The organism is Streptomyces sp. NPDC060232 (assembly GCF_042726555.1).
In the GTDB taxonomy this organism is placed as follows: domain Bacteria; phylum Actinomycetota; class Actinomycetes; order Streptomycetales; family Streptomycetaceae; genus Streptomyces.
Genome location: NZ_JBHXAG010000023.1, coordinates 110,083 through 126,431, shown reverse-complemented (window position 1 = coordinate 126,431; position 16,349 = coordinate 110,083). Strand labels below are relative to the sequence as shown.

Annotated in this window: 12 protein-coding genes; 4 read left to right on the top strand and 8 right to left on the bottom strand. The window is 70.6% G+C overall.

Annotated features, from left to right (window positions below; translation table 11 throughout):
- Window positions 1-173: 173 nt before the first annotated feature.
- Window positions 174-641, bottom strand: a complete 468-nt coding sequence (locus ACFWFZ_RS28250) for an RDD family protein (RefSeq protein WP_387125795.1) — start codon at window positions 639-641, stop codon at window positions 174-176.
- 185 nt (window positions 642-826) lie between these two features.
- Here ACFWFZ_RS28250 and glnA point away from each other — a divergent pair, with 185 nt between their 5' ends.
- Both glnA and ACFWFZ_RS28240 read left to right on the top strand, forming a co-directional pair.
- Entirely contained in the window at window positions 827-2,236 is a 1,410-nt protein-coding gene (gene glnA, locus ACFWFZ_RS28245) for a type I glutamate--ammonia ligase (protein WP_030030925.1), read from the top strand.
- A gap of 168 nt (window positions 2,237-2,404) precedes the next feature.
- On the top strand, window positions 2,405-2,941 hold the full coding sequence (locus ACFWFZ_RS28240; RefSeq protein WP_387125794.1) for a hypothetical protein: 537 nt from the start codon (window positions 2,405-2,407) through the stop codon (window positions 2,939-2,941).
- Between the two features lie 64 nt (window positions 2,942-3,005).
- Here ACFWFZ_RS28240 and ACFWFZ_RS28235 read toward each other — a convergent pair whose 3' ends face one another.
- Window positions 3,006-3,659: a TetR family transcriptional regulator gene (locus ACFWFZ_RS28235; RefSeq protein ID WP_387125793.1), complete on the bottom strand. Its 654-nt coding sequence runs from the start codon at window positions 3,657-3,659 to the stop codon at window positions 3,006-3,008.
- Window positions 3,660-3,747: 88 nt separating this feature from the next.
- Between ACFWFZ_RS28235 and ACFWFZ_RS28230 the strand changes: the two genes are divergently transcribed.
- Entirely contained in the window at window positions 3,748-4,518 is a 771-nt protein-coding gene (locus ACFWFZ_RS28230) for an SDR family NAD(P)-dependent oxidoreductase (protein WP_387125792.1), read from the top strand.
- 13 nt (window positions 4,519-4,531) lie between these two features.
- Here the strand turns inward: ACFWFZ_RS28230 and ACFWFZ_RS28225 are convergent, their stop codons facing one another.
- The 6 genes from ACFWFZ_RS28225 to ACFWFZ_RS28200 all read right to left on the bottom strand — a co-directional run bounded on the left by ACFWFZ_RS28225 (window position 4,532) and on the right by ACFWFZ_RS28200 (window position 13,931).
- Window positions 4,532-5,050 (bottom strand): DUF4240 domain-containing protein, encoded by a 519-nt coding sequence (locus tag ACFWFZ_RS28225; protein WP_387125806.1) that lies wholly within the window; start codon window positions 5,048-5,050, stop codon window positions 4,532-4,534.
- A gap of 162 nt (window positions 5,051-5,212) precedes the next feature.
- Window positions 5,213-7,897, bottom strand: coding sequence for a pyruvate dehydrogenase (acetyl-transferring), homodimeric type (aceE, locus tag ACFWFZ_RS28220; RefSeq protein ID WP_387125791.1), 2,685 nt, complete (start codon window positions 7,895-7,897; stop codon window positions 5,213-5,215).
- Between the two features lie 220 nt (window positions 7,898-8,117).
- Window positions 8,118-8,741 carry a GntR family transcriptional regulator gene (locus ACFWFZ_RS28215; RefSeq protein ID WP_030654838.1) on the bottom strand — a complete coding sequence of 208 codons (624 nt, stop codon included), beginning with the start codon at window positions 8,739-8,741 and terminating at the stop codon, window positions 8,118-8,120.
- 134 nt (window positions 8,742-8,875) lie between these two features.
- Complete coding sequence (gene sucB / locus ACFWFZ_RS28210) at window positions 8,876-10,666, bottom strand: 2-oxoglutarate dehydrogenase, E2 component, dihydrolipoamide succinyltransferase (protein WP_387125789.1); 1,791 nt, start codon at window positions 10,664-10,666, stop codon at window positions 8,876-8,878.
- Between the two features lie 54 nt (window positions 10,667-10,720).
- Window positions 10,721-12,109, bottom strand: coding sequence for a dihydrolipoyl dehydrogenase (gene lpdA, locus ACFWFZ_RS28205; RefSeq protein ID WP_387125788.1), 1,389 nt, complete (start codon window positions 12,107-12,109; stop codon window positions 10,721-10,723).
- Between the two features lie 286 nt (window positions 12,110-12,395).
- Window positions 12,396-13,931 carry a leucyl aminopeptidase gene (locus tag ACFWFZ_RS28200; RefSeq protein ID WP_387125787.1) on the bottom strand — a complete coding sequence of 512 codons (1,536 nt, stop codon included), beginning with the start codon at window positions 13,929-13,931 and terminating at the stop codon, window positions 12,396-12,398.
- A 346-nt stretch (window positions 13,932-14,277) separates the two neighbouring features.
- On the opposite strand from ACFWFZ_RS28200, the gene ACFWFZ_RS28195 reads away from it, so the two are divergent.
- Entirely contained in the window at window positions 14,278-16,308 is a 2,031-nt protein-coding gene (locus ACFWFZ_RS28195; protein WP_387125786.1) for a hypothetical protein, read from the top strand.
- Window positions 16,309-16,349: the final 41 nt, after the last annotated feature.

Below are 16,349 nucleotides of genomic sequence, written 5' to 3'. Positions count from 1 at the left end.
CCTGGGTGTGGGGGCGGCGGCGCGGCGGTCGGCGGGGCGCCCCCGCCCCGGCCCGGGGAGGTTGTGGGGTCGCCCCCCGGGGGGGCCCCCGGCGGGGCCGGGCGGGGGGCCACCCCTGTGTCTGCTCGTGTGTTGTGTCTGCTCGTGTCCGCTGAGGTCTGCGCGCGAACGTGTCAGATGCGGACCTGGACGGCGCGCGCGAGGCGGTCGTGGAGGCCGCGGCCGTCGCGGTCCCAGATCAGCGCCGGGATGACCAGGGCCAGCAGCAGCGTGCGCACGACCACCCGGACGATACCGAGCCGGCCGCCGTCCTCGGCGATCACCCGCAGGCCCAGGGCCCGCTTGCCGGGTGTGGACCCCACGGTGGCGACGGTGAGGATCGTCAGGGCCACGAAGAGCCCGAGGGTCCAGTTGCCCGCTGCGCTCAGGTTCCCGCCGGTGATCAGCCCGTAGGCGATGAGCTGGCAGCCGATCCAGTCGAGGGCCACGGCTGCGATCCGGCGCCCGAATCGTGCCACCGAGCCGGGCCCCTCCTGCGGCAGGCCGAGCCGCTGGCCCGGATAGCCGAAGTCGACACCCATCTCCTCGGCGGCCGCCTTGGGGCCGGAGAGCCAGGATCCGATTGCCTGTCTGTTGTCCACCCGACCACGGTACCGGTGGCGCCTCACGGCACTCCGGCCGGACCCTGGTTAACTTGTGCGAAACAAATGGGTCATGCTTGGGAAATCCCGTCTGCTTATGGTCGGGTCAGCGTGCGGCACCGCACTGACGCACCACGAGCTATAAAGCCCGTCCCTCCCCCGGGGCCGGGAGTAGGAGGAGTTGGATGTTCCAGAACGCCGACGAAGTCAAGCAGTACATCGAGGAGAACGACGTCAAGTTCGTCGACGTCCGCTTCTGCGACCTGCCTGGTGTGATGCAGCACTTCACGATCCCGGCGCGGGCATTCGACCCGGCGGAAGAGCTCGCCTTCGACGGATCCTCGATCCGCGGCTTCCAGGCGATCCACGAGTCCGACATGGCGCTGCGTGCCGACATCACCACCGCGCGCCTGGACCCCTTCCGTCGCGACAAGACGCTGAACATCAACTTCTTCATCCACGACCCGATCACGGGTGAGGCCTACAGCCGCGACCCGCGCAACATCGCGAAGAAGGCCGAGGCGTACCTCGCCTCCACCGGCATCGCCGACACCGCGTTCTTCGGCCCCGAGGCCGAGTTCTACATCTTCGACAGCGTGCGCTTCGCGACCACCGCGAACGAGGGCTTCTACCACATCGACTCCGAGGCCGGCGCCTGGAACACCGGCTCCGAGGAGAACAACCGCGGCTACAAGGTCCGCTACAAGGGCGGCTACTTCCCGGTCGCCCCGGTCGACCACTTCGCGGACCTGCGCGCCGAGATCTCCCTGGAGCTGGACGCCCAGGGCCTCCAGGTCGAGCGCCAGCACCACGAGGTCGGCACCGGCGGCCAGGCCGAGATCAACTACAAGTTCAACACGCTGCTGGCCGCGGCCGACGACCTGATGCTCTTCAAGTACATCGTGAAGAACGTCGCCTGGAAGAACGGCAAGACCGCGACCTTCATGCCGAAGCCGATCTTCGGTGACAACGGCTCGGGCATGCACGTCCACCAGTCGCTGTGGGCCGGCGGCGAGCCCCTCTTCTACGACGAGGCCGGCTACGCGGGCCTGTCGGACACCGCCCGCTACTACATCGGCGGCATCCTCAAGCACGCCCCGTCGCTGCTCGCCTTCACCAACCCGACGGTGAACTCGTACCACCGCCTGGTGCCGGGCTTCGAGGCGCCGGTCAACATGGTGTACTCGCAGCGCAACCGCTCCGCCGCCATGCGCATCCCGATCACGGGCTCGAACCCGAAGGCCAAGCGCGTCGAGTTCCGCGCGCCGGACCCGTCCTCGAACCCGTACCTGGCCTTCTCGGCCCTGCTCCTCGCGGGCCTCGACGGCATCAAGAACAAGATCGAGCCGATGGAGCCGATCGACAAGGACCTCTACGAGCTCTCCCCGGACGAGCACGCGAACGTCCCGCAGGTCCCGACCAGCCTTGAGGACGTCCTCAAGGCCCTGGAGGAGGACCACGAGTACCTCCTGGCCGGCGGTGTCTTCACCCCCGACCTGATCGAGACCTGGATCGACTACAAGCGCACGCACGAGATCGCCCCGATCGCGCAGCGTCCGCACCCGCACGAGTTCGAGCTGTACTTCGACCTCTAAAAACGCCTGATGGGAGGCCCCCCGCCACGCTCCACGGAGCGAGGCGGGGGGCCTTTCCGCTTTGACAGGCCGCGCGGGTGGAGTAAGGGTGGAAATGACCTAAAGGCCTCATAAGCGAGACACGTTCGGAGGTGCATGAGAATGCGCCGTAGGATCGTTGCGGCAGCCATGACCGGAGCCGCAGGTATAGCCATCGGTCTGCTGCCCGTCGCCGCCTCGGCCGCAGTCGTCACCGGTAGTGGCGGCGGCGGGAACGGCGGCTACGACTGCCACCGGTACCCCTCGCACCGCTCCGACGCCCGGTGGGACCACTGCTGCAACCGCGACTGGCGCGACCGGCCCAGCTGGTGCTGGGACAACGCCGGCGTCGGCGGCGACCGCGGCCACTGGCGCGACAGCAACTGGAACCACTCCGACTGGCGCCACAACAACCGGCACGACGCGAACTGGAACGACTCCGGTCGCGGCGGCAACGGCAACTGGAACGACTGGGGCAACGGTCGCGGCGGCAACGGCGACTGGGGCAACGGCCACGGTGGCAACGGCAACGGCGACTGGGGTGGCCGCGGCGGCGGCAACGGTGACTGGGGCAACGGCCACGGTGGCAACGGCAACGGCGACTGGGGTGGCCGCGGCGGCAACGGCGACTGGGGCGGCGGCAACGGCGGCGGCAACGGCGGCGGCGGCTGGGGTGGTGGCCGCTGAGCCCCCGACAACCATCTGACCACGGAGGGCCGTGGGACCGGGCCGATGCCCCTGCAGCGCTGGTTCAGCGCAGCAGGGGCATCGCTCCTGTGAGGTCCCGCAGGCACAGCACCGCGAGCTCGGCGGGGGAGCCGGGCCCCGATACCGGGGCGTCCGTCGCCGACCACAGCTCCAGCGCCACGCGGATCGCGTCCGTGGCCGCGGCGGCCAGCAGCCGTACCTCCCGCAGCTCCGCGTCCGGGCCCGCCAGCCTGCCGATCACCGGCACCAGGCCCTCCTCGGACTCCTGGTTCACGCGGTACCAGACCGCGCGCAACGCCTGGTCGTCCGCCGCTGCCCGCAGCAGGCCGCGGGTCACCTCCAGGCCCTCCTCGACCGCCTGGGGGCCGCTCAGCGACCGGGTGACGGCGCGTTCCAGCGCCTCGGCGAGAGGCGTTCCCGGGTCCTCCTCCGCGAGCAGCGCGCGCCAGGCGTCGCCGCCGCCCGCCAGCAGCGGGGCCACGGCCTCCTGCTTGTTACGGAAGTAGCGGTAGAAGGTGCGCAGCGCCACGCCCGCGCGGTGGGCGATGTCCTCGGCGGTGGTGGCGTCGGGGCCGTGCGCGGCGAACAGGTCACAGGCGGCGCGCGCGATGTCGAGCTGTGTCGCCGCCTTGCGGCGCTCGGTCAGCGACCGGGCTCCGGGGCCGGCCTGGGGGGCGTACGGGCGAGGGGAGTTCACGAGGTGAAGCCTAACCGTTCGCCCACCTCTGAACAGGCATTGCTTGCCAGCATGACAAAACGTGTCACACCTTCGGTACGCTCACGCCATGAACCGTTACGAAGGACGACGCGTCCTCATCACCGGCGGCGGCTCCGGCATCGGCCGCGCCACCGTCCACCGCCTCCTCGCCGAGGGCGGCCGGGTCCACGCGGTGGACGTCAGCGAGGCCGGCCTCAAGGCCACCGCCGAACACGCCGCCGCGGCGGGCCACGGGGACCGGCTCACCACCGCGCTCCTCGACATATCCGACGAGAACGCCGCCAGGGAAGGCGTCGCCGCCGCTACCCGCGCCCTCGGCGGGATCGACGTACTCGTCAACGCGGCGGGCATCCTGCGCTCCGCGCACACCCACCAGACCACGCTCGACCTGTGGAACCAGGTCATCGCGGTCAACCTGACCGGCACCTTCCTGATGATCCGCGAGTCCCTCCCGGCGCTCCTCGTGGGCGAGAAGCCGGTCGTCGTGAACTTCAGCTCCACCTCGGCGTCCTTCGCCCACCCCTACATGTCCGCCTACGCGGCCAGCAAGGGCGGTATCCAGTCCATGACCCACGCGCTGGCCGCCGAGTACAGCAAGCAGGGCCTGCGCTTCGTCAGCGTCGCCCCCGGCTCCATCGAGAGCGGCATGACCACCGGCAACGGCCCCGGCCTGCCCGAGGACACCGACTGGTCCCTCTTCGCCAAGCTCGCCCCGGCCATCGGCCAGGGCTTCGCCGGTCCCGAGGCCGTCGCCGGCGTCGTCGCCATGCTCGGCTCCGAGGACGGCGCCTTCATCACCGGCACAGAGATCCGCATCGACGGCGGCACGCACTACTGACCCGCCGCTCCGGTCAGGCGCGGAACCGGTCCCACAGCCGGGGGAAGCGCTCCGCGAGCACGGCTTCGTTCTCGAAGTCCAGCGGAGCGCCCTCCGGCTCCGCCGCCTGCATCGCAATACCCAGGTCCGGGGCCACCGCTCCGGTCAGCTGCTCGTACGCCTCGTCGGCCGCGTACCCGAGCTCCTCGCCGTCCCCGTCGATCTCCTCGTCGAAGTCGCCCAGCAGCTCGGCTAGATGGTCCGGGTCGTGCACCCCGCCCTCGAAGACCTCCCGCCCCTGGCCGATCAGCCAGCAGCGGAAGTAGTCGAAGGCGTCGTCGCTCGCCCCGTCGAGCAGCACCCAGGCCGCGCCCCACAGGTCCCACGTGTACGCCCGGTTGTACCGGGACTCGAAGTGCCGGGCGAAGTCCAGGACGGAGTCCGGATCGAGCTGCACCAGCCGCTCCACGAGCAGCTCGGCATGCTCCTCGGCGTCGCCGTCGGCGGCCTCACGCGTACGGTCGACGATCTCCCAGAACTCCGTCTCGTCCATCACGGGATCCAGCATCACGGTTGCACCCCCGCGCCGCCACCGCTCATACGGCCAAAGGCCGGTGATCGCCCCCACCCGGCCGCACGACCCGGCCCCCGCAAACGCCGTGAGGCGGCCCGCCCCTTCCCGGGCGGGCCGCCTCACGGGCGGTTCTGGCGGGGCCTACAGGCCGTAGCGCTCCCGGGCCTCCTTGACCGCGGAGGCCGGGACCTCGCCGCGGCGGGCGAGCTGGGCCAGGGCGGCCACCACGATCGACTGGGCGTCGACGCCGAAGTGGCGGCGGGCACCCTCACGGGTGTCGGACAGGCCGAAGCCGTCCGTGCCCAGCGAGGTGTAGTCCTGCTCCACCCACTGGCTGATCTGGTCCGGGACCTGACGCATCCAGTCGGAGACGGCGAGGACCGGGCCGGCCGCGCCTTCCAGCGCGCGGGTGACGTACGGGGTGCGCACCTCGCCGCGCAGCAGCGCCTCGTCGCACTCCAGCGCGTCGCGGCGCAGCTCGCCCCAGGAGGTGGCGGACCAGACGTCGGCGGCCACGTTCCAGTCGGCGGCGAGCAGCTTCTGCGCCTGAAGGATCCAGTGGATCGCCGTACCCGAGGCCATCAGCTGGATCTTCGGGGCGTCCGCGGCCGGGGCCGCCTCCGCCAGGTCCGCCGCCGTGTTGAAGCGGTAGAGGCCCTTGAGGATGCCCTCCTCCACGCCCTCGGGCATGGCCGGCTGCACCTTCGGCTCGTTGTAGACCGTCAGGTAGTAGAAGACGTCTTCCGGCTGCTCGCCGTACATCCGGCGCAGGCCGTCCTTGACGATCACCGCGATCTCGTACGCGAACGCCGGGTCGTAGTTCAGCGACGCCGGGTTCGTGGACGCGATCAGGTGCGAGTGGCCGTCCGCGTGCTGCAGGCCCTCACCGGTCAGCGTGGTGCGGCCGGCGGTGGCGCCGACGATGAAGCCCTTGCCGAGCTGGTCGGCGAGCTGCCACATCTGGTCGGCGGTGCGCTGCCAGCCGAACATCGAGTAGAAGATGTAGAACGGGATCATCGGCTCGCCGTGCGTCGCGTACGACGTGCAGGCGGCGATGAAGTCGGCCATGGCGCCGGCCTCGGTGATCCCCTCGTTGAGGATCTGGCCGTCCTTGGCCTCCTTGTAGTACATCAGCTGGTCGCGGTCGACCGGCTCGTACGTCTGTCCCAGCGGCGAGTAGATGCCGGCCGACGGGAAGAGGGACTCCATACCGAAGGTGCGGGCCTCGTCGGGGACGATCGGCACCCAGCGCTTGCCGGTCTCCTTGTCCCGCATCAGGTCCTTGACGAGGCGGACGAAGGCCATGGTGGTGGCCATCTCCTGCTTGCCGGAGCCCTTGAGCAGCGGGGCGAAGGAGCGGTCGGCCGGAGCCGGCAGGGCCACGTGGTGGACCTTGCGGGCCGGGGCCGGGCCGCCGAGGGCCGCGCGGCGCTCGTGGAGGTAGCGCACCTCGGGGCTGTCCGCGCCCGGGTGGCCGTACGGGACCTGGCCGTCGGCGAAGGCGCTGTCCGGGATCGGGAGTCCGAGCTTGTCGCGCATGCCCTTGAACTCGTCGATCGTCAGCTTCTTCATCTGGTGGTTCGCGTTCTTCGACTCGAACCCGGCACCCAGCGTGTAGCCCTTGACGGTCTGCGCCAGGATGACCGTCGGCGCGCCCTTGTGCTCCAGGGCGGCCTTGTACGCGGCGTACACCTTGCGGGGCTCGTGGCCGCCGCGCGAGGTGTGGAAGCACTCGGCGATCTTCGCGTCGGAGAGCACACCGGCGAGCTGCACCAGCGCGGGGTCCGCGCCGAAGAAGTGCTCGCGGATGTACGCCACGTCGCGGGTCGCGTACGTCTGGAACTGCGCGTCCGGTACCTCGCGCAGGCGGCGCACCAGTGCGCCCGTGGTGTCGAGCTGGAACAGCTCGTCCCAGGCGGAGCCCCAGAGCGACTTGATGACGTTCCAGCCGGCGCCGCGGAACTGGGCCTCCAGCTCCTGCACGACGCGGAAGTTGGCGCGGACCGGACCGTCGAGGCGCTGCAGGTTGCAGTTGATGACGAAGGTCAGGTTGTCGAGCCGCTCGCGGGAGGCGAGGGCCAGGGCGGCGGTCGACTCGGGCTCGTCCATCTCGCCGTCGCCGAGGAAGGCCCAGACGTGCGAGTTCGCGGTGTCCTTGATGCTGCGGTTCTGCAGGTAGCGGTTGAAGCGCGCCTGGTAGATCGCGGAGAGCGGGCCGAGGCCCATGGAGACCGTGGGGAACTCCCACAGCCACGGCAGGCGCCGCGGGTGCGGGTAGGACGGCAGGCCGTTGCCGCCGGACTCCTGGCGGAAGTTGTCGAGCTGCTGCTCGGAGATCCGGCCGTCGAGGAAGGCGCGGGCGTAGATGCCGGGGGAGGCGTGGCCCTGGATGTAGAGCTGGTCGCCCGAGCCGTCGGCCTCCTTCCCGCGGAAGAAGTGCTGGAAGCCGGTCTCGTACAGCCATGCGGCGGAGGCGAAGGTGGCGATGTGGCCGCCGACGCCGTACTTCGAGCCGCGCGTCACCATGGCGGCCGCGTTCCAGCGGTTCCAGGCGGTGATCCTGGCTTCCATCGCCTCGTCACCCGGGAACTCGGGCTCCGCGGCGGTGGGGATGGTGTTGACGTAGTCCGTCTCCAGCAGCTTCGGCAGGGCGAGGCCGGCGGCCTCGGCGTGCTGGAGCGTGCGGCGGAGCAGGTATTCGGCGCGGCGCGTACCGGCGGCCTTGGCGACGGCGTCGAGGGAGGCCGCCCATTCGGCGGTCTCCTCGGTGTCGCGGTCCGGGAGCTGGTCGAGCTCGCTCGGAAGCTTTCCTACGGGGTCGGACATCGCTGTGCGCCGCCTTCCGGACAAAGGAGAGGTGGTGAAGAAAATCCCTGACGGGCAGGACAGGGTCGATGGACCTGGTTGAGGTCCGCGACGACTGTAAATCCCTGATCGATGATCGATCAAATAAAAGTGACGAAGAAACGTCGATCCGACAAAAGTCGGCACCGCGTGCCAGTAAAACGGGCACGCCGTGCCGGTCAAACAGGGGTGAAACGGTCGCTCAGGCGCGGGGTGCGCACCCCAGGACATGCCGCTTCACCAGTACGCCGATGTCCGGATCCCGACTGCGGAACGCCTCGACGAGCGCCTCGTGCTCCTCCGCATAGGACTTCTGGACGGTCCCCAGCCAGCGGATGGACAGGGCCGTGAACACCTCGATGCCCAGGCTCTCCCAGGTGTGCAGCAGCACGCTGTTCCCGGCGGCCCGCACCATCTCCCGGTGGAAGCCCACCGTGTGCCGCACCTGCGCCGTGCCGTCCGAGCTGCGGTCGGCCTCCCACAGGGCCGCCACGTGCGGCTCCAGCGCCGAGCAGTCGGCCGCCAGCCGCGGCGCCGCCAGCTCGGCGGCGATCTGCTCCAGACCGGCCCGGACCGGGTAGATCTCCTCCAGGTCGGCGGCGGAGAGGTTGCGTACGCGCACGCCCTTGTTCGGCGCTGACTCGATCAGCCGCAGCGTCTCCAGCTCGCGCAGGGCCTCCCGTACGGGGGTCTGGCTGACCTCCAGCTCCACGGCGATGCGCCGCTCCACGATCCGCTCACCGGGCTTCCAGCGCCCGCTGACGATCCCCTCCACGATGTGCTCGCGGATCTGCTCGCGCAGCGAGTGCACGACGGGTGGGGTGATCATCGGGGCTTCATCTCCTGGTGGGTGTGCAGGGACACGGCGGGGCCTGATGCGTAGACAATACGGCGACGCCCCCGCCCGGGAGTATCCCGGACGGGGGCGCCGACAGTGAGGCTGGTTACAAGCCGTTCGGCTCAGAGGCCGAGCTCGACCTCGAACTCGCCGGCCTCAAGGATCGCCTTGACCGCGCTGAGGTACCGGGCCGCGTCCGCGCCGTCCACCAGGCGGTGGTCGTAGGACAGGGTCAGGTACGTCATGTCGCGGATGCCGATGTTGGTGCCCTCGGCGGTCTCGATGACCACCGGGCGCTTCACCGTGGCGCCGATGCCCAGGATGGCGACCTGGTTCGGCGGCACGATGACCGTGTCGAACAGCGCACCGCGCGAACCGGTGTTGCTGATGGTGAAGGTCGCGCCCGACAGCTCGTCCGGCGTGATCTTGTTGCCGCGGACCTTGGCGGCCAGGTCGGCGGTCGCCTTGGAGATGCCCGCCAGGTTGAGGTCGCCCGCACCCTTGATGACCGGGGTCATCAGGCCCTTCTCGGAGTCGACGGCGATGCCGATGTTCTCCGAGTCGAAGTAGGTGATGGTGCCCTCGTCCTCGTTGATCCGGGCGTTGACGACCGCGTGGGCCTTCAGCGCCTGGGCAGCGGCCTTGACGAAGAACGGCATCGGGGACAGCTTGACGCCCTCGCGGGCGAGGAAGCCGGCCTTGGCCTTCTCGCGCAGCTTCATGATCTTGGTGATGTCCACCTCGACCACGGAGCTGAGCTGCGCCTGCGAGTGCAGGGCCTTCATCATGTTGTCGCCGATGACCTTGCGCATGCGGGTCATCTTGACCGTCTGACCGCGCAGCTCGGACACCGCGGCGGCCGGGGCCTTGGCGGCGGGAGCGGCAACGCCCCCGGCAGTCGCAGCCGCCGGGGCGGCGGCAGCGGCCTTGGCGGCCTCGGCGGCGGCCAGGACGTCCTGCTTGCGGATACGGCCACCGACACCGGTGCCCGAGACCGCGGACAGGTCCACCCCGGACTCCGAGGCGAGCTTGCGCACCAGCGGGGTCACGTACGCGGCCTCGTCACCGGCGGACGCCGGGGCGGCGGCCGGAGCGGCAGGGGCAGCGGCCGGAGCCGGGGTCACCGGAGCCGGAGCGGCCACCGGGGCGGCGGGCTGGACCGGAGCCGGAGCGGCAGCGGCCGGGGCGGGCTGGACCGGAGCCGGAGCCGGAGCCGGAGCCGGGGCGGCGGCCGGGGCCGGAGCGGCCTCGACCGGAGCCGGGGCGGCGGCCGGAGCGGCAGCGGCCGGGGCGGCACCGGCGACGCCGATGACGGCCAGACGGGCGCCGACCTCGGCGGTCTCGTCCTCGCCGACCAGGATCTCCAGCAGCGTGCCGGAGACCGGCGCGGGGATCTCGGTGTCGACCTTGTCGGTGGAGACCTCCAGCAGCGGCTCGTCGGCCTCGACCGACTCGCCGACGGCCTTCAGCCAGCGGGTGACGGTGCCCTCGGTGACGGACTCGCCCAGGGCGGGGAGCACGACGTCCGTGCCGGAGGCCGCCGGAGCGGCCTCGGCGGCGGGGGCTTCGGCGGCCGGGGCAGGGGCCGGGGCCTCGGCGGCCGGAGCCGGAGCGGCGGGGGCCTCGGCGGCGGCCGGCTCGGCGGCCGGAGCCGCGGCGGCCGCAGGGGCGCCGGAGCCGTCGTCGATGACGGCCAGCTCGGCGCCGACCTCGACGGTCTCGTCCTCGGCGACCTTGATGGAGGCCAGGATGCCGGCGACGGGCGACGGGATCTCGGTGTCGACCTTGTCGGTCGAGACCTCGAGCAGCGGCTCGTCGGCCTCGACGCGCTCGCCCTCGGCCTTCAGCCAGCGGGTGACAGTGCCCTCAGTGACGCTCTCGCCGAGCGCCGGAAGGGTTACGGAAACCGACATGGTTTCTGTTGCTCCTTACGAAAGTGCGGAAGTGGTCGTCGCGCCCGGGACGAACTAGTCGTGGGAGTGAAGCGGCTTGCCGGCCAGGGCCAGGTGGGCCTCGCCGAGCGCCTCGTTCTGGGTCGGGTGCGCGTGGATGAGCTGCGCGACCTCGGCCGGCAGGGCCTCCCAGTTGTAGATCAGCTGGGCCTCGCCGACCTGCTCGCCCATCCGGTCACCGACCATGTGGACGCCGACCACGGCACCGTCCTTGACCTGGACGAGCTTGATCTCGCCCGCGGTCTTCAGGATCTTGCTCTTGCCGTTGCCCGCCAGGTTGTACTTGAGGGCCACGACCTTGTCCGCACCGTAGATCTCCTTGGCCTTGGCCTCGGTGATGCCGACGGAGGCGACCTCGGGGTGGCAGTAGGTGACGCGCGGGACACCGTCGTAGTCGATCGGGACGGCCTTGAGACCGGCCAGGCGCTCCGCGACCAGGATGCCCTCGGCGAAGCCGACGTGCGCGAGCTGGAGGGTCGGGACGAGGTCGCCCACGGCCGAGATCGTCGGCACGTTGGTCTGCATGTACTCGTCGACCAGGACGTAGCCGCGGTCCATCGCGACGCCCTGCTCCTCGTAGCCCAGGCCCTGCGAGACCGGGCCGCGGCCGACGGCGACCAGCAGCACCTCGGCCTCGAAGGTCTTGCCGTCGGCCAGCGTGACGCGCACGCCGTTCTCCGTGTACTCGGCCTTGTCGAAGAAGGTGCCGAGGTTGAACTTGATGCCGCGCTTGCGGAAGGCGCGCTCCAGCAGCTTGGAGCTGTTCTCGTCCTCGACCGGCACGAGGTGCTTGAGGCCCTCGATGACGGTGATGTCGGAGCCGAAGGACTTCCACGCCGAGGCGAACTCGACGCCGATGACGCCGCCGCCCAGGACGATCGCGGACTCGGGCACGCGGTCCAGGACCAGCGCGTGGTCCGAGGAGATGATGCGGTTGCCGTCGATGTCCAGGCCCGGCAGCGACTTCGGCACGGAGCCGGTCGCCAGCAGGACGTGGCGGCCCTGGATGCGCTGGCCGTTCACGTCGACGGAGGTCGGCGAGGAAAGGCGGCCCTCACCCTCGATGTACGTCACCTTGCGGGAGGCGACCAGGCCCTGCAGGCCCTTGTACAGGCCCGAGATGACCTCGTCCTTGTACTTCTGCACACCCGCGACGTCGATGCCCTCGAAGGTGGCCTTCACACCGAACTGGGCGGCCTCGCGCGCCTGGTCCGCGATCTCACCCGCGTGCAGCAGAGCCTTCGTGGGGATGCAGCCGTTGTGCAGGCAGGTGCCGCCGAGCTTGTTCTTCTCGATCAGGGCAACGTCCAGACCCAGCTGGGATGCGCGCAGCGCCGCGGCGTAACCGCCACTGCCACCGCCGAGGATCACTAGGTCGAAAACGGTGCTGGCGTCGTTCGCCACGTCACGTCCTCCATGCATGTGCGCCGGGCACCGGTCCTCTGTGACCGGGCGGCGGCTGGTAATCGGCCGCTTGCTTCTTCGGCCCTGTGGTGGGGGCCCTGTCCTGCCGAGAACCCATCTTCGCATTTGTCGGGGGAACGCGGGACGCCGGGCCCACGTTGTGAGAGGGCGTTCTCTCCGAAGCGAGGGTTACCGCTGCGTAGAAACCTACGGATTTCGTCGTCGGCAGAACGCACCCCGGGACCCGGTCGGGCCACGGGGTGCGGTACGCGTCACACCGGCTGCGTCAGCCCAGGTCGCCCGTGGCGGTCCGCTCCGCCAGCCGCACCAGGGTGCGCACGGCCGAGCCGGTGCCGCCCTTGGGGGTGTAGCCGTGCGGCGCGCCCTCGTGGAAGGCCGGGCCGGCGATGTCGAGGTGGGCCCAGGTGATGCCCTCGCCGACGAACTCCTGGAGGAAGAGGCCGGCGACCAGGCCGCCGCCCATGCGGACACCCATGTTCGCGATGTCGGCGGTGGGGGAGTCCATGGTCTTGCGCAGCTCCGCGGGGAGCGGCATCGGCCAGGAGGACTCGCCGACCTCCTCCGCGATCTCGTGGATCGACGTACGGAAGGCGTCGTCGTTCGACATGATCCCGAAGGTGCGGTCGCCGAGGGCCAGCACCATGGCGCCGGTCAGGGTGGCGACGTCGACGATCGCGTCCGGGTTCTCCTCGGAGGCCTTGGTCAGCGCGTCACCGAGGACCAGCCGGCCCTCGGCGTCGGTGTTGAGGACCTCGACGGTCTTGCCGCTGTACATGCGCAGGACGTCACCGGGCTTGGTGGCGGAACCGGACGGCATGTTCTCGGCGAGCGCGAGCCAGCCGGTGACGTTGACCCGCAGGCCCAGCTTCGCGGCCGCGACGACGGAGGCGAAGACGGCGGCGGCGCCGGCCATGTCGCACTTCATCGTCTCGTTGTGGCCGGCCGGCTTCAGGGAGATGCCGCCCGAGTCGTAGGTGATGCCCTTGCCGACGAAGGCCAGGGTCTTCTCCGCCTTGGGATGCGTGTAGGTGAGCTTCACCAGGCGCGGCGGGTTGTCGGAGCCCTTGCCGACGCCCATGATGCCGCCGTAGCCGCCCTTGACCAGTGCCTTCTCGTCCAGCACCTGGACCTTGACGCCGTTCTCCTTCGCGGCCGCGGAGGCGACCGCGGCGAAGGCCTCGGGGGTCAGGTCGTTCGGCGGGGTGTTCACCAGGTCACGGGCGACGTTGACCTCGGCCGCGACGACGGCGGCGCGCTCGGCGGCGGCCTTGTGCTCCTTGTCGCGCGGCTTGGCACCCAGCAGCGCCACCTCGGCGAGCGGCTGCTTGGGACCGGAGTCCTTGCCGTTGCCGGCCTTCTTCTCGCCGCCCTGGTACGCGGTGAAGGCGTACGCGCCCAGCAGCGCGCCCTCGGCGACGGCGGTGACGGCGGAGGCGTCCTCCAGCGGGAGGGCGAAGCCGGCCTTCTTGCTGCCGTGCAGCGCGCGGGCGGCGGCGCCGGCGGCGCGGCGCAGCACCTCCTCGTCGAACGACTCGTCCTTCTCGGGGACGGAGCCGAGCCCCACCGCCAGCACGACCGGGACCTTGAGGCCTGCCGGGGCCGGCAGCTTGGTGACCTCGCCTTCGGCACCCGAGGCGCCGAGTGCGTCGAGGACACCGGCGAGCTTGCCGTCGAACGCCTTGTCCACGGCCTCGGCGCCCGCGGCGACGATCGCGCCCTTGGGGCCCTTGGCGACACCGACGACGAGGGCGTCGGCGCGCAGCGTCGCCGCGCCGGCAGTGCTGAGAGTAAGAGCAGTCACGGTGGTGAAGTCTCGCTTCCGTTTGTGTGTGTGGGCCGAGTGGGTGGACGGCCGTCCGTAGCGATCGTATTCGGGGCCCGACGGCCGCCTGAAAGGAGCCTACGCGCACGGACTCGCCCGTACGCCACTCGAAGGTTTGGCAAGGTGTTCGATCAAGCAGTCAACGGGTTCACCCATCCGTGGACTCTGCTCCAGGTTTGCCTCGTAGACCTGACGAGGTCCGAAAGACTCGGTCCACTCTCGCAAGGGGACGCGGGGTCCTTTTGCATGATTTCCACAGAGCCTCCCCGGCCCGGCCGACCGCCAAGGGCCGAGTCGAGGGACGCCTGCGGGGGGAAAGGCCGAAATGGTCAACAAGAACCGGATGAACAGGCTGGCCGCGGTCATGGCCGCGGCTGCCCTGGTGTCCGTGGCAGTACCCGTCGCGACCGCCCAGGCGGCCGTGGCACCACCGCGGATCGACCTGAAAGTGCTCGTCGTCGACGACGGCGGCAGCTCGGTCGAGGCGATCACCGCGGAGCTCAAGGACACCGGAGTGCCCTTCACCCGCGTCCAGCTGGGCAGCGCGGGCCGCCCCGTCATCAACGCGGCGTTCCTCAGCGACACGGTCGACGGCCGGCCGCGCGCCAAGTACCAGGGCGTGGTCCTGCCCAACGAGAACCCCTTCGGCGAGGGTTCCGCCGAGATGGCCGCGCTCACCGCGTACGAGACCACGTACGGGATCCGCCAGGTCGACGCCTACACCTGGGCGCACCCGGGCGTCGGGCTGGAGTACACCGACAACGGCGGCTACAGCGGACAGCTCGACGGCACCCAGGCCGCCGTCACCGCCGCCGGCCAGGCCGGCCCCTTCGCCTACCTCGGCGGCCAGGTCACCTTCGAGGACAACTCCGCCCTGGTCCCCGAGGGCTACGGCTACATGGGCAAGCCGCGCCCCGGCTACACCAGCTACGTCGACGCCCCCGTCGGCTCCGGACGGGCCTCCCTCGTCGGCGAGTACACCCACGACGGGCGCAGCGAGCTGGTCGTCACCTTCGGCTACAACCAGTACCAGCAGCAGTTCCGGCTGCTCGCCCGCGGCATCGTCGACTGGCTGACCCAGGGGGTGCACCTCGGCCAGAGCCGCAACTACTTCGCGGTCCACGTCGACGACGTCTTCGCCCCCGACGCCCGCTGGAACAAGGAGCTGAACTGCACGCCGGGCGACTACGCCTGCCCGGGCGGCGAGGGGCAGGAGAGCACCATCCGGATGAGCGCCGCCGACGCCGTGTACGCGGCGCAGTGGCAGACGACGAAGAACTTCAAGCTGGACATGCTCTTCAACGGCGGCGCCGGCGAGGAGTGGAAGGCGGAGAACGGCGGCGTCGACGCGCTGACCGCCCAGCTCGTCGCCGACCGCGCCAAGTACCGGTGGATGAACCACACCTACACCCACCCGTTCCTCGGCTGCGTGCAGAACACCGCCGTCATCCCCTGGACCTGCACGAAGGACGCCCAGGGCGCGATCCAGTACATGAGCCGCGCCGAGATCTCCGCCCAGATCCGCGACAACAACAACTGGGCCGCGTCCAAGGGCATCACCCTCGACAGGACCGAACTCGTCACCGGCGAACACTCGGGCCTCAAGACCGCTCCCCAGCAGCCCGTGGACAACCCCAACCTGGCCGGCGCCCTCGCCGACAACGGGGTCAAGTGGGCCGGCAGCGACAACTCCCGCGAGCCCGCCCAGCGCGCGGTCGGCTCGGCCCTCACCGTCCCCCGGCACCCGATGAACGTGTACTACAACACGGGCACCAACGCCGAGATGGCCGACGAGTACAACTGGATCTACACCAGCCGCGCCCACGGCGGAAGCGGCGTCTGCGAGGACAACCCGGCCACGTCCACCTGCCTGCCGGCCCCGCTGGACGTCAACACCGGCTACCTCGACCACATCGTCCCGGCCGAGGCCCGCACCGCCCTGCGGCACGTCCTGGCCAACGACCCGCGGCCGCACTACGTCCACCAGTCCAACCTCGCCGAGGACCGGACCCTCTACCCGGTGCTCAACCAGGTCCTCGACACCTACCGGGCCCTCTACGCGCCCAGCGCGCCGATCGTCAACCAGTCCATGAAGGACACCGGTGTCGAGCTCCAGCGCCGCGCGGCCTGGGACAAGGCCCTCGCCGGCGGCAAGGTCACGGCCTACCGCATCGGCAACGACGTCACCATCAAGGCGCCCTCCGGAGTCGTCGCGCCGGTCACCGCCCCCAACGGCACCAGGAAGCAGATGCTGCTCGGCTCGGCGGACTTCGGCACCGCCTACGCCGGCAGCCGTTCCACCTGGACCGCCCCCGAGCTGCTGCAGAGCGCCGTCACGCTCAAGCTGCCCAGCTGACCGTCCCGCACGACACGACCGAGTAGCACCCAGCGCCGGCG